Source organism: Glutamicibacter ardleyensis (genome assembly GCF_014644555.1).
Taxonomy (GTDB): Bacteria; Actinomycetota; Actinomycetes; order Actinomycetales; family Micrococcaceae; genus Glutamicibacter; species Glutamicibacter bergerei.
This window is the reverse complement of sequence record NZ_BMKX01000007.1, coordinates 140,067-153,827: the sequence shown is the minus strand read 5'-3', so window position 1 is coordinate 153,827 and position 13,761 is coordinate 140,067. Positions and strand designations below refer to the sequence as shown.

Annotated in this window: 11 protein-coding genes; 7 read left to right on the top strand and 4 right to left on the bottom strand. The window is 57.0% G+C overall.

The features are described from left to right. Nucleotides 1–16: 16 nt before the first annotated feature. From IEX04_RS13685 to IEX04_RS13670, 4 genes are all read right to left on the bottom strand, one after another. Complete coding sequence (locus IEX04_RS13685) at nt 17–1,066, bottom strand: MFS transporter (RefSeq protein WP_188686334.1); 1,050 nt, start codon at nt 1,064–1,066, stop codon at nt 17–19. Nucleotides 1,067–1,113: 47 nt separating this feature from the next. Beyond that, on the bottom strand, nt 1,114–1,710 hold the full coding sequence (locus tag IEX04_RS13680) for a TetR/AcrR family transcriptional regulator (protein ID WP_188686332.1): 597 nt from the start codon (nt 1,708–1,710) through the stop codon (nt 1,114–1,116). A 134-nt stretch (nt 1,711–1,844) separates the two neighbouring features. After that, the gene (locus IEX04_RS13675; protein ID WP_188686329.1) at nt 1,845–3,329 is read right to left on the bottom strand and encodes a mannitol dehydrogenase family protein; all 1,485 of its coding nucleotides are present in this window, start codon (nt 3,327–3,329) and stop codon (nt 1,845–1,847) included. A 50-nt stretch (nt 3,330–3,379) separates the two neighbouring features. Then, nucleotides 3,380–4,717 (bottom strand): MFS transporter, encoded by a 1,338-nt coding sequence (locus tag IEX04_RS13670; RefSeq protein ID WP_188686326.1) that lies wholly within the window; start codon nt 4,715–4,717, stop codon nt 3,380–3,382. Nucleotides 4,718–4,900: 183 nt separating this feature from the next. Between IEX04_RS13670 and IEX04_RS13665 the strand changes: the two genes are divergently transcribed. From IEX04_RS13665 to IEX04_RS13635, 7 genes are all read left to right on the top strand, one after another. Beyond that, complete coding sequence (locus IEX04_RS13665; RefSeq protein ID WP_229677159.1) at nt 4,901–5,692, top strand: DeoR/GlpR family DNA-binding transcription regulator; 792 nt, start codon at nt 4,901–4,903, stop codon at nt 5,690–5,692. A gap of 2 nt (nt 5,693–5,694) precedes the next feature. Next, the gene (xylB, locus tag IEX04_RS13660) at nt 5,695–7,083 is read left to right on the top strand and encodes a xylulokinase (RefSeq protein ID WP_188686322.1); all 1,389 of its coding nucleotides are present in this window, start codon (nt 5,695–5,697) and stop codon (nt 7,081–7,083) included. 752 nt (nt 7,084–7,835) lie between these two features. Continuing rightward, nucleotides 7,836–9,194 carry a benzoate 1,2-dioxygenase large subunit gene (gene benA, locus IEX04_RS13655; protein ID WP_188686319.1) on the top strand — a complete coding sequence of 453 codons (1,359 nt, stop codon included), beginning with the start codon at nt 7,836–7,838 and terminating at the stop codon, nt 9,192–9,194. A gap of 19 nt (nt 9,195–9,213) precedes the next feature. Continuing rightward, on the top strand, nt 9,214–9,744 hold the full coding sequence (gene benB / locus IEX04_RS13650) for a benzoate 1,2-dioxygenase small subunit (RefSeq protein ID WP_188686316.1): 531 nt from the start codon (nt 9,214–9,216) through the stop codon (nt 9,742–9,744). A 112-nt stretch (nt 9,745–9,856) separates the two neighbouring features. After that, on the top strand, nt 9,857–11,404 hold the full coding sequence (gene benC, locus IEX04_RS13645; RefSeq protein ID WP_096256500.1) for a benzoate 1,2-dioxygenase electron transfer component BenC: 1,548 nt from the start codon (nt 9,857–9,859) through the stop codon (nt 11,402–11,404). Further along, the gene (locus IEX04_RS13640) at nt 11,401–12,240 is read left to right on the top strand and encodes a 1,6-dihydroxycyclohexa-2,4-diene-1-carboxylate dehydrogenase (RefSeq protein WP_308422424.1); all 840 of its coding nucleotides are present in this window, start codon (nt 11,401–11,403) and stop codon (nt 12,238–12,240) included. Before benC ends, IEX04_RS13640 begins: the two co-directional genes overlap by 4 nt. Nucleotides 12,241–12,372: 132 nt before the next feature. Beyond that, nucleotides 12,373–13,734, top strand: a complete 1,362-nt coding sequence (locus tag IEX04_RS13635; protein WP_229677153.1) for an MFS transporter — start codon at nt 12,373–12,375, stop codon at nt 13,732–13,734. The last annotated feature ends 27 nt before the right edge of the window (nt 13,735–13,761 follow it).

Below are 13,761 nucleotides of genomic sequence, written 5' to 3'. Positions count from 1 at the left end.
GTTGGTAGCCCAAATGCTAGATAGCTAACCAGATATACCGAAGAAAGCGTACCTCCGCGTTGTAGTGCTGGAACGCGCTCCACAATGGTGCGTAAGCCACCCTGGAAGGCACCACCCAAGCCGATGCCACCAATAATGCTTGCGATGAAATATACAGCGACACCTTCCGTATAAACCGCGAGCACGAGGCAAGCAAACCTACGATCAAGGCCGCACAGCCAAGGACCATGACCTTGAGTGCATTGAACCGGAAGGTGAGTACACCGAGTATTGAACTGGTACCGGTCACCGCCATTATGGCTAAAGCGCCAAGTGTGGGCGACTGAATATTCAGCAAGGTTTTGCTGATGCTCGCGCCGAGCCCCAAATTCATTCCGACCAGTGCCCAACTGGCAAGCAGTGCGCCCACAGCAACGAAGAATTCGCGGCGTACTTCTTTGGGGATCAGCACCGAGGGGACCAACGAACGAAGTACGCCTGGACGGCGAGGGTGGCGTTCCTTAAGTAAGCACGCAGGGATGAGGGCAAGGATCAGAAGCGAGGCCACCACTAGGTAAGGAACCTGAAATGGGTGTGGTGCGAACTGGACAAGAATTCCACTAAGTAATGCGCCGAACCCAATAGCCGCCGGTGGCACCGCGCCGTTGAGCATTGCGACTGTGCCGTGGCGTGATGCGGGAGAGTAATCCAAAAGCGCGGCACCCAAGGTGCCAAATCCAAGACCCGAGGCGATACCTTGCAGAACTCGAGCAATCAAGAGGGCGTTAAGCGAATCGGCGAACGCCATGACCAGCATCGATGCGGCAGCGATCAGCAATGCGCAAAAAGCTACGGGGCGCCGACCAATATGATCCGACAGTGCGCCACAGGTCAGTAAGGTGACCAGCAGGCCGAGGATGTATACGGCGAAAACGCTACTGACTTCTAGCGGGGATAATCCCCATTGCTCGGAGTAGAGCGGAAAGAGTGGCGAGGGAGTGCCGGAGTGTGCCGCGATGAGGCAAAGGCCGATCAGTGCGGTGGTGAAGCCGAATTTATCGGTGACGAAGTTATTGGCGTGTGCCACGAGATCTCGTTCTATGTTGAAGTGATGGGGGACTGGGAGGCAAATGCCTAGGGTTGTTCAGCCAAGAGGCCGCGGACGGACCAACGCACAGTTTCTTCGATGTCTGCGACAGCTACATTGTCGGCATCGCGCATCAGTCGAAAGACCGCAGCTCCATAAACCACGTCGATGGCCATCTCTATATTCAGCCCCGGCGCCAGCTGACCCGAGGCTAGGGCGCGAGCGAAAAGTGGTTTGAGGGCTTCTCGCCGGGGTGCCAAATAGAACTGATCGATGTACGCTGCACTTTGTGGTTCCAAGGAACAAGCGGCTAAAAGCTGGAAAAATACTCGGCCGCTCTGCACACTGCGAAAAGTGAGTGATGCGACCGTGGAATTGACGAGATTTGTCAGTGGGTCACCAGTTGTGGGGAATTGCAGCGACTCACTTGTGACAAGTCCAAAAGCTTCGGCAACTATCGCATTTTTGGTGGGCCAATGCTTATATAACGTCGCCGAGCTGACCCCCGAATATTCAGAGATGCGTTCAACTGAAATTCCTCGGAATCCGACCTCGCGTAGTAGTTCAGCTGTAGCCTTCAGGACTTTTTGATGGGTTGCCACACTGCGTGGGCGGGTGCTGACCGGCCAAATTTCCTGATTCACGGTAATCCTCAAAACTAAAGTGTCACTTTAGTTTAGCAATAATCATCCGAAAGCCGTGACTCCGGATATCAAAACGGCCGGGCGTTCCCCCTGCAACAGGGGAACGCCCGGCCGTTAGGCATCGGCAATAAAAGTTACCGAGTTGAGGCCTGCGACATGATGAGTTCCAATGTGGCGATTGCACCGTTGATATGTAAGGACTCCAAAGCCTCTAGGTAGGGTTTGGTGAATCTCTCGTCGTTGACGACATCGCCAAACAGATCCTGCTGACGCAGGAACGCCAAAGGATCTTCGGCATGTTTCGCCGCGGCGGTGCGTACCTCGGAGGCCAGACGATCAACGATCTGGATAGGCTCTCCGACCTCGTCGGTGCCTTCGGCATAACGAGCCCAGCTGGCTACGATGGCGGCAGAAAGGCTCACATCACGATCTGCGGCAAGGTTTTCGCGGACCACCGGCATCAGCCACTTCGGAATGCGGTCTGACGAATCTGCGCAGAGACGTGCAATCGTGTCCGCAACGTACTCGTTGCTGTACCGTTCGATCAGTTTGTCCTGATAGGCTGCCAGATCCACTCCGGGAAGAGCTTCTAAGGTTGGTTCCGCCTCGGTCCGCATATAGCGAAGGAGGAACTGCGCGAATAGTTCATTGCGTGCCACATCATGGACTGCACTGTAGCCGGCCAGATGGCCAAAGTAGCATAGCCCCTGATGAGTAGCGTTGAGCAGACGCAGCTTCATCAGCTCATAGGGCACTACATCGGCAACTATTTGGACGCCGACCTGTTCGAATTCTGGACGGCCGGAGACGAATTTGTCTTCCAGAACCCACTGCACAAAGTCTTCGCAGACCACGGGCCATGCGTCTTCGATGCCATAACTATCGGTAACGTCTTGGCGATCGGCTTCGGTGGTGACGGGGGTGATGCGGTCAACCATCGAGTTGGGGAACGGAACGTTGGCTTGCACCCACGTGCCGAATTCTTCGTCCAACGCAGTTGCGAAAGCGCCAAACATCTTTTGCGCCACCTCGCCGTTGCCCTGAATGTTGTCGCAGCTCATGATGGTGAAGGGGTCGAGCCCGCGTTCGCGACGGAGCTTCAGCCCGGCGCTGATCAGCCCAAAAGTAGTTTTTGGTTGCGCGGGGTCGTTCAGATCCGCGACGATTCCCGGGTTTCCTAGGTCAAATTCTCCGGTGACCGGATTGACGTTGTAACCGCCTTCGGTGACGGTCAGCGAGACAATTCGAATGGCGGGATCAGCAAGTTTCTCCACCGCGGCATGCGAATCATCTGGCGCATACACGTAATCGATAATTGATCCAATGACCCGCACCTCTCGGCTACCATCCGGGTTCTTCACGACCAGTGTGTACATTCCGTCGCTGTCACGCAACGTATCGCGCATGCGGGCGTCAGAAGGCATAATGCCCATGCCACAGATTCCCCATTCCAAGGCTTGACCCTGATTCATGAGACGGTCCAAATACATGGCTTGATGGGCGCGGTGGAATCCGCCCACGCCGAAGTGAACGATTCCGGCGGTGACCTTGCTTCGGTCATAGGCTGGTACTGCTACCTCGGACGGGATCTGGGCCAATGTTGCGTTCGAAAGTTTCATGAGCTCCTGGTCTCCTTAGTAAAATGAGAAATTTTTGGGTGGCTTTCTGCTTAGCCGACGTGCTCGGTGGCAGGGGCTGAGACGCCATTAAATCCGGGTTGGGTTCCACGCAGTGAGTGCGACATCAATGCGGCAACCAGATAAAGCGCGGCGAAGAGATACACCATTCCGGCCGCGCCCAAGGTTGTGTAGAGCAGAGCGACCAGCAGTGGGCCGGCGAAGACCGCGGCGCCAATGCCCAAATTGTAGGAGGCCATGGCCGCTCCTGGGTGCTCCGGTGCCAATGACACTGCGATGGCCGACAGGGGAACAAAGCCGGCGAGGCCAATTCCGAAAACCGCACCGATGAGCAGCGTTAGTGGGTAGGCATAACTTAGGCCGTGATCAATAGCCCAGGCCGGGACCAGGTAGAGGCCCGCCATGGAGATAGCGCAGAGAATCGCTCCAAACCAGACCACGGTCTTGGACCATCCAAGCTTGTCGCCCAACGCTCCGAAGAAGAGGTTGAACGGGATGTTCACCGCGTAAATTACCGTGGTGAGAATCAGGAACTGCCCCACGCTCCAGTTGAAACGATCCACAAATAAGGCGGGGAAGAATACCGCCATACCGTAAGTCGGTACAGAGTTGATGGTCCGAGTGAGCATCACCATCAATGCCTTGCGGTTGCTTGTTAGCAAGCGAAGTCCAAAGCTCATGGTCTTCCAGACCTGCTCTGGATTGTTCACTAGTGGCGCGCGACCGGTTTTTTCCTTGACCCCAAGTAACGCCACAGCTGCGCCAAGTATGACCAAGGCCAAGGAGATCCACAGCGTCTGGTAGTAGTTCAACCCGAAAATTTCCAGTGAAGCGGTGGCCGTCAACGCGCCCAAGGTTGGCAGTCCGGCACTGAATGCCACATAGAACCAACCAATGGCCACCGCTAAACGCTTAGCATTTGCAGTGGCGGAGATCCATACGAGGAATCCGTACGCGAAGAACGGATAGCCGAAGCCGCGTAGGCCGTAGGCAATGAAGACCAACACGACATTTGAAGAGTTCAGTGCGACAAGCAGGAAAAAAAGTTCGAAGACGACCCAGATGGATGCGCCAATCAACATCACCTTGCGTGGCCCCCACAGATCTGAGAGCGATGCCGAAAGGAAAGCTGCGATTGCCACTGCGACGCCGTAAACGGTGATGAGGGTGCCGGCGAGAGGAATGGAGAAGCCGTGTTCGCCAGTCAAATACGGGGTGAGGATGTTTGTTTCTACCCCGTCGCCGATCATGAAGAGGGTCAGTCCAATGAAACCCCAAAGTAGCGGTCGAGGCAGGCCCATGCGCTCGAGCAGCCCTGAGCGACCCCCAGCAGCCGGGGGTGAATCGAGGTTTGAAGGTTCCGAGATCATGGCGCTCCTTTGCGTGGGACATAACTGTCGCTCGTGACGAAACTAATCTAACACCAAATAAACAAACTCAACATCTTTTTTGTTAAATTTATTGCTGGATTGTGATGTTTTGAGAGTGTGGGCGCAGCATCTATCATCGAATATGTGAGAAATGATGAGCTGAGTGAGGAGATTGTCGTGTCGATGAGAATCAATGGGCTACCTCCGGAGAGCCGGCGGGATGAATTAACCCGCTATGTGAACCACTCGCACACTGCGCGCGTCGAAGATCTGGCTGATGTCTTTGGTGTCAGTTCCATGACCATCCATCGCGACCTTGACGTGCTAGCTAGCGAAGGGCGTCTGGAACGCATCCGTGGCGGCGCTCGGGCGATCACCGCGCGCTTGGCCGAACGCGATGTAAGACTACGTCGACACCTGAACGCACACATCAAAAAGCAACTAGCCAACACCGCAGCCCAACTTATCGAACCCGGCTCGGTGATTGCGCTTGATGATTCCACCACCGTTGGGGAACTAGGCCCACACCTAGAAAGCCGTCGGCCCTCGACCGTAATTACTCACTCGTTGGCATTGATGAATTCCGTGGCTACGCATCCGGGCATCGCGCTGGTGGGGCTGGGTGGCCAATACTATGCCGAAACGGACTCCTTCCTCGGATCCGTGGTCGTCGAGCAGGCTCAGCGGCTAACCGCGGATGCGGTTTTTGTCTCCACCACGGCGATCAAAAATCAGTCCCTATTACACCCGGACGCCGAGGCAGCGCTCACTAAGCAGGCGCTGCTGAAAACCGGGGGACGAAAAATTCTGATCATTGACTCCAGTAAGTTTGAGGGATCCGGGCTCTATCATGTGATGGGTTTGGAAGAATTCGATGACATCGTCATCGACAAACAACTGGCCCCAGCGCTATTAGCGAACCTAGAGTCGTTGCAGCTAAACATTCACCTCGCCGATACCTCACCGAAGGACTAGCCATGTCACCGACTTATGTCTTAGGGATCGACTCGTCGACTCAATCGTGCAAAGCCCTGCTAGTCGACGCTGAGACCGGGCAGGTGGTAGCTTCTGGTCGCGCCGGGCATCCAGGCGGGACTCAAGTTGATCCAAAACAGTGGATTGAGGCATTGGAGCTAAGCGTCGCGGGGCTTCTCGAGCGGGCCTCTGCGGTATCGGTGGCTGGTCAGCAGCATGGAATGGTGGCTCTCGATGCACAGGGCATCCCCGTCCGCGACGCCATGCTGTGGAATGACATTTCCTCCGCAAAGCAGGCCGAAGAGCTAATTGCAGAGTTAGGCGGTGCGCACGATTGTGCGCAACAAATCGGTAGCGTGATGGTTGCGTCGCTGACCGCCTCGAAACTGCGTTGGCTTCGTGAAAATGAGCCGGAGAATGCCGAACGCACGGCGGCAGTCCTTTTGCCCCACGACTACCTGACCTGGTATCTGGGCGGGCGCAAAGAAATGACTACCGACCACGGGGACGCTTCGGGCACCGGATACTATTCGACAGCGCAACGTCGGTTCCTGCCCGAAGTGGCCGCGAAGGCGCTCGGCAAGCAGGTGGCTCTTCCGCGCTTGGCCGAAGCAAACGAGATGGTTGGACGCAGTTCCACCGGTCGTAAGATCGCTGCCGGTACCGGAGATAATATGGCTGCCGCTCTGGGCTTGGATCTGCAACCCGGAGACGTCTGCGTGTCCATGGGTACCTCTGGGGTAGCCTCTGCGGTGGTGGATCGCAGCGTACATGATGGGAGTGGCTTGGTCAGCGGATTTGTTGATGCCACCGACAGGTACCTGCCACTGGCTTGCACGCTAAATGGTGCACCGGTTCTTGACTTTGGGGCACGGATGCTAGGCGTGAGTCAGAAAGAATTCTCCGACCTGGCGCTAGCTGCTGAACCTGGTTCCGGCGGCGCGGTCCTGCTTCCCTACTTTGGCGGGGAACGCACTCCCAACCGGCCCGATGCCACTGGAATGATGCATGGTTTACGCACCAGTACAACGCGCGAGCAGATCGCTCGAGCCTATGTAGAAGGCCTCTTGTGCTCCATGAGGGATGCAGTGGCTGCGTTGGAAGATGCGACGGGAGTTGAAACGCGCCGTATCTTGCTGATCGGCGGTGGCGCGCAGTCCGAGGCGGTACGCCGCATTGCGCCGCAGATCTTTGGTGTGGCGGTAGACGTGCCACAAACTGCCGAATATGTCGCCTTGGGTGCTGCGAGGCAAGCCGCGTGGGCGCTAAGCGGCGCCAGCGAGCCACCGACGTGGAACGTTGCGGATTCCACTAGATATGAAGGCGAAGCGCGCCCGGAAATCTATGAACGTTATGTGCATACACGGGATGCCACCGCCGGCTGGAACTAATCAGCTCGCGGCGGTCGGTACCGCCAGCAGGGAGCGGTTAACGCGGGACTAAGTAGTGCAGGGCCGCCGAGAATACCCTAGGGCTGGGGGAGGAGAATCCCCGCGGTGCCAGCATGGGCCTCCATCGGCAACCGAGATGAACGGCTTGGCCGTTGCCGAAGTAAAAAGTTGTATGAATAGTTGGCTGAATTAGGCCAATGAAAAACGAAAAGTTGCGACGGATTCCTTCAATATAACGTCACGTAGGACTTCGAAGAGGCCGGCGACCAGCAATGGCAACGCAATGCCTAGGATGGCGCAGAGTGAAAGGTTCAGCACCACTGCAAATATCAAGCGCCGTCGACAACAGTGCGGTACCGGGCGCGGACTAAGAGCCGCGCAGCGGACCCGGCGTGCTAGGCCGCCTGCCAACTTGCCGGCGGTAAATCCAGCACAAATTTCTGAGCGGAAAGTCTCGCGTTCGAGTCAGTGGGGAGCGCGGTTATTGACCTTTGATACGTGGGGAATCAGGGCGTGCCCGTCCCTTGATCGGCACTTCGTCCGTCTAAGGTACGCAGGTGCCAAGCAAACAACAAATACTTTAAAAATTGTGTTTGATATGCGCAAACTCCTAGTAAAAATGCCTAGGCCAAGGCTAGGCAGATGCCTAGTGTGATGGCGCGCATAACCTGTCAAGGTTGAATCCATCAATGGCCGCCAAGCAGCGGTTGCGCCCTGTCGGGCCCCATATGAAGGATGGAGCAAACCACATCATGACTGAGACTCTAAACGCCGTATCCGAGGTGCTCGACAACGCGCTTGTTGACAGCCCCGAAACCGGCGAATACCGCACCAACCGAAACATTTTCACCGACGAAGAAGTTTTCGAGCTGGAAATGAAGCACATCTGGGAGGGCAACTGGGTGTACCTGGCCCACGAATCGCAGATCCCCAACATTGGTGACTACTTCACCACCAACATCGGCCGTCAGCCGATCATCATCTCGCGCAACAAGCAGGATGAGCTCAACGCCATCATCAACGCTTGTAGCCACCGCGGCGCAATGCTGTGCCGTCGCAAGACCGATAACCGCACCACCTTCACCTGCCCATTCCACGGATGGACCTTCAACAACTCGGGCAAGCTGCTCAAGGTTAAGGATTCCCGCGGAGCCGGTTACCCGGAGCAGTTCAGGCAAGATGGTTCGCACGACCTGACCAAGGTTGCCCGCTTCGAGAACTACCGCGGCTTCCTCTTCGGCTCGCTGAACCCCGACGTTCCATCGCTGGAAGAACACCTGGGCGAAGCGGCAAAGATCATCGACATGATCGTTGATCAGTCCGAAGAAGGACTAGAGGTCCTGCGCGGTTCCTCAACGTACACCTATGACGGTAACTGGAAGCTGCAGGCCGAAAACGGCGCCGATGGTTACCACGTGTCGGCAACCCACTGGAACTACGCAGCCACTCAGGCACGCCGTGCCTCCGGTGAGTCGAGCAACGACACCAAGACCATGGATGCCGGCGGCTGGGACAAGCAGGAAGGCGGCTTCTACTCCTTCGACAACGGCCACCTGCTGCTCTGGACCGAATGGCTGGACGCCGCAAACCGTCCCTTGGCCGAACAGCGCGACGCGCTGGTTGCCAAGTACGGCGAAGCTAAGGCCGACTGGATGATCGGTGTCTCGCGCAACCTGTGCCTGTACCCGAACGTGTACCTGATGGACCAATTCTCTTCGCAGATCCGCGTGTTCCGCCCGGTCGCCGTAGATAAGACCGAGGTCACCATCTATTGCATCGCTCCCAAGGGCGAATCAGACTCTGCCCGTGCCAACCGCATCCGCCAGTATGAGGACTTCTTCAACGCCTCGGGTATGGCTACCCCGGATGACCTGGAGGAGTTCCGCTCCTGCCAGAAGACCTACATGGCTACCGCGGCGAAGTGGAATGACATGAGCCGTGGCGCGGCACACCAGATCACCGGTGCCGACGAACGTGCCAAGGCCATTGGCCTAGAACCAATCGCCTCCGGTGCACGCACCGAAGACGAGGGACTGTACCCCATCCAGCACGGCTACTGGCTTTCGGCTATGCGCAACGCGCTGGCAGCCGAACGCGAAGCACAGAACTAAGGCCGAAGGGAAAATTCACATGAGCACCATTGCATTAACCGAGGCAGCGACGTCCAACGGCACCATCACCACCGCCGATGTCGCACAGTTCCTCTACCAGGAAGCCCGCTTCCTCGATGACCGTGACTTCGATCACTGGATTGATTGCTACCACCCGGAAGCCACCTTCTGGATGCCAGCATGGGCCGATGACGACAAGCTCACCGAAGACCCGCAGCGCGAGATCTCGTTGATCTACTACGCAAACCGCGGCGGTCTGGAAGACCGTGTTTTCCGTATCAAGACCGACCGTTCCTCGGCCACCTCGTTGCCTGAACCACGCACCGGACACAACATCAACAACATTGAGATCGTTTCAGTTGACGGGGACAAGGTTGAGGTGCGCTTCAACTGGTTCACCCTGTACTACCGCTACCAGAACGTGGACACCTACTTTGGAACCTCGTTCTACACGATTGATTACTCCGGCACTCAGCCTGTGATCACCGCAAAGAAGGTAGTGCTGAAGAACGACTATATCCACCACGTAGTGGATATCTACCACATCTAATTCGGCCGAGAACACCCCGGTCAGCCCGTGATGCGTCGAGCCTTTAGCTCGGCGCATCACGGCCAAGAACTTCCTGCTGCGCTGTCAGCATCATTTTGAAAAGAGCCCCATTATGACTTATCAGGTCGCCCTAGCCTTCGAGGACGGGATCACCCGCTTCATCAAAGTTGGCCCCCGCGAAACCGTCGCCGACGCCTCCTACAAGGCAAGGATCAACATCCCGCTGGACTGCCGTGACGGCGCCTGCGGCACCTGCAAGTCGTTCTGTGAATCGGGCAAGTTTGACGGTGGCGATTACATCGAAGAGGCGCTGACCGATGACGAAGCCGAGGCCGGCTTCTGCCTTCCCTGCCAGATGGTTCCGGAATCGGACCTGGTCCTGCAGATCCCCACCACCTCGGATGTGGCTAAAACCGCGGCGAGCGTCTACGAGTCAACGCTGACCGAGATCCGCCGCATTTCCGAAACGACCTACGCCTTCAGCCTCGAAGTGGACAACCGCGAAGAGCTGAACTTCCTGCCCGGCCAGTACGTGAACATCGAAGTTCCCGGCTCCGAGGGACAGACGCGCTCCTACTCCTTCAGCTCGGGCCCCGAGGTGAGCACGGTGTCCTTCCTGATCCGCATCACCGATGGGGGACTAATGTCCACCTACATGCGTGACGTGGCACAGGTCGGGGACCGACTAAACTTCACCGGCCCAATGGGCAGCTTCTTCTTGCGCGAACCAAAGCGCCAGTCGCTGCTGCTTGCCGGCGGCACCGGTCTGGCCCCACTGCTGTCCATCTTGGAAAAGCTTGTCGGCATGGACAACGCACACCCGGTCCACCTGATCTATGGCGTGAACACCGACACCGACCTGGTTGAGCTGGACGTGCTTGAAAACTACACCGCGCGTATCGAAGGCTTCAGCTTTGACACCGTGGTGGGCGACCCAAATAGTGCCGCGGCAAAGAAGGGTTACGTCACCAACCACTTCGAACCACAGCATCTGGCCGAGGGCGACGTGGATATCTACCTCTGCGGTCCACCTCCAATGGTCGAAGGCGTCCGCCGCCACCTCGAAGGCGAAGGCATCAAGCCACAGAACTTCTACTTCGAGAAATTCGCGCTCGCGGTACTGCCAGATGCGGCGCCGGCTACCGAGGTTGCAGCCCCTGTGGAGCAAGCCGAGGCAGTGGTTGCGAGGGCAGTCACCGAATATGAAATCGGTGAGGAACACGCAACTTTCCAGGCGCAGTTTGATGCTCGGATGGCGCTGGAACTGGCGATTGTGGAACTGACCATGGGCAGGTTGACCGAGCAGCAGCTGGGAGAGTTTAAGATCCTGGCAGAAATCGCAGGAAAGACACTCGATGGAGAAAAGTTCGTCAATGCCGACGAATTTACCGTCACCAACGACGCATTCCACGAGTTCTTGTTCACCTGTGTGGGCAACGAACACCTGCTGCAGGCTTATACCCGACTCGAAGTACCGGCAATTATGGCCAAGGTCTTGCGACAAGAACATTGGATCGATGGAGCGGTGGATAAAGACCATCTGGACATCGTGGCAGCTTTTGAACAGCAGGACATCACCGCGGCACGTACCGCGATCATCGCGCACAACGAGCATGCCAAGGCCACCATGGCTGCCGCATCCAAGGAACTGAACAAGTGAGCGGCGCCGACACCACGAGCAATCTGACCAAAGCTGCAGGCTTGCCCGAGTCATTCCATGCCGGACGTTTTGCCGGCAAGGTAGTGATGGTCACCGGTGCCGCACAGGGAATCGGCTGGTCAGTAGCTCGGCGTATTGCTGCCGAGGGCGGAGACCTGGTGCTGGTTGACCGAGCCCCATTGATCCATGAAGTGGCAGAGGGTTTGCGAGCTCACTCGGCGCATGCGTTGAGTGTTACCGCGGATCTGGAAACTTACGAGGGCGCCTTGGCGGCGGTTGCCGCCGCCAAAGATGAATTCGGTCGGATTGATGTGCTGATCAATAACGTGGGCGGAACCATCTGGGCCAAGCCATATGAGCATTACACACCACAGGAAATTCAAAAGGAGATCCAGCGTTCGCTGTTCCCCACCCTGTGGATGTGCCGTGCAGCCTTCGAAATGATGATTACCGCCGGTGGCGGCACCATTGTTAACGTCTCCTCGGTGGCCACTCGTGGCATGAACCGGGTGCCCTACGCGGCAGCGAAGGGTGGGGTGAAAGCAATTACCTCGGCGTTGGCCATGGAAGGTGCACCGCACGGAATTCGTGTGGTGGCTACCGCACCAGGTGGTACCGAAGCACCAGAACGTCAGGTCAAGCGTGGCCCCGCCCCACAGGGCGAGCAGGAGCAGGCCTGGTACCAGGCAATTGTTGACCAGACCGTGGACTCAACGTTGTTCAAACGGTATGGAACCCTGGACGAGCAGTCCGCTCCGATCGTGTTCCTAGCCTCCGATGAAGCCTCTTATATTACCGGCGCAACCCTCGCGGTGGCCGGCGGAGACCTCGGATAGTTCGACTGATTATCGAAGGAAACGGCCCGTTACGACGGGCCGTTTCGTTAATCATCTTGATCCCGGTGCCGTAGCTGTACCCGCCGGGCACGTATTTTCTGGGGCACAACGAGGTGCTCCCAGATACCGCAAATGAACGGAAATCACGTGATGACCAGCCCTACAATAAATAGTTCCAAGCAAGTGAATACGGTCCGTTGGGTGGTCACTATCGCCGCCATTGCACTGATCTTTGACGGTTATGACCTAGTAGTTTTTGGGACCATCGTTTCCACACTGCTCGCAGATCCCAGCCAGCTAGGACAGCTTGATGCGGCTGCCGCAGGACTTCTGGGAAGTTACGCTTTACTCGGTGTGATGGTTGGTGCGCTGACTACAGGCGCCGTCGGTGATTATCTAGGCCGCCGCAAGGTGATGCTCACCGGTATTATCTGGTTCTCCCTTGGCATGGCGCTCACCGCTTTTGCTCCAGACTCATTCTGGTTCGGGATCTTACGCTTCCTCACGGGCATGGGAGTGGGAGCATTGGTTGCCACCGCTGGTGCCATCGTGGCTGAATTTGCACCGAAAAACCGTCGCAACTACTACAACGCCATCGTTTATTCCGGCGTGCCCATGGGTGGTGTGCTCGCCTCGCTCCTGGCGATGGTGCTCACCGACCTCATCGGCTGGCGTGGATTATTCATGATCGGTGCTTTGCCATTACTCTTCCTCCTGCCAATGGCATGGTTCAAACTTCCGGAATCCCCACAATGGCTGTTGTCACGTGGTCGGGTAGCCGAAGCACAAGAAATGTCGGCGCGCACCGGGATTGTTCTGGAACTGCCAATTGATGCTAAAACCGAGAACGTGAAAGCAGAAGCAGTGGGCTTCGCGGCCCTGGCTACCAAACGCTACGCCTTGCCAACAGCACTGCTGGGCATGATGAGCTTCGCAGGATTATTGCTTACTTATGGCTTGAACACCTGGATGCCGGAAATCATGTTGCAAGCGGGCTACGGCAAATCCCACTCACTGTTATTCCTCCTGGTACTCAACCTTGCCGCGGTGTTTGGCGGACTGCTTGCCTCGGTCGCAGCAGACCGTACCGGCCCCAAACAGGTCATCGCGGTGACCTTCTTCCTAGCTGCGCTTGCAATGGTGCTGATGACACTGAAGTTGCCACTGCTGCTGCTCTTGGCACTAGTGGCGGTGGCTGGTGTGGGAACTATCGGAACCCAGGTGCTGATCTACGGATTTGTCTCAAATTATTACCATAGTGCCGCTCGCGGAGCAGGCGTTGCCTGGTGCGCTGGATTCGGCCGCCTCGGCGGTATTTTCGGCCCGCTGGCCGGTGGCATGCTGCTCAGCGCAGGAGCGACCCCTGGAACTGCGTTCTACGTTTTTGCTGGTGTTGCTATCGTTGGAACATTGGTCACCACCTTTGTACCCATGTCTCGATCCAATGCGCTGCAGCCGGCGCGTGAGCTCTTGGTGACCGGCACAGAAAAGTAGTTGAACATCGATTCGGTGAAAAATATT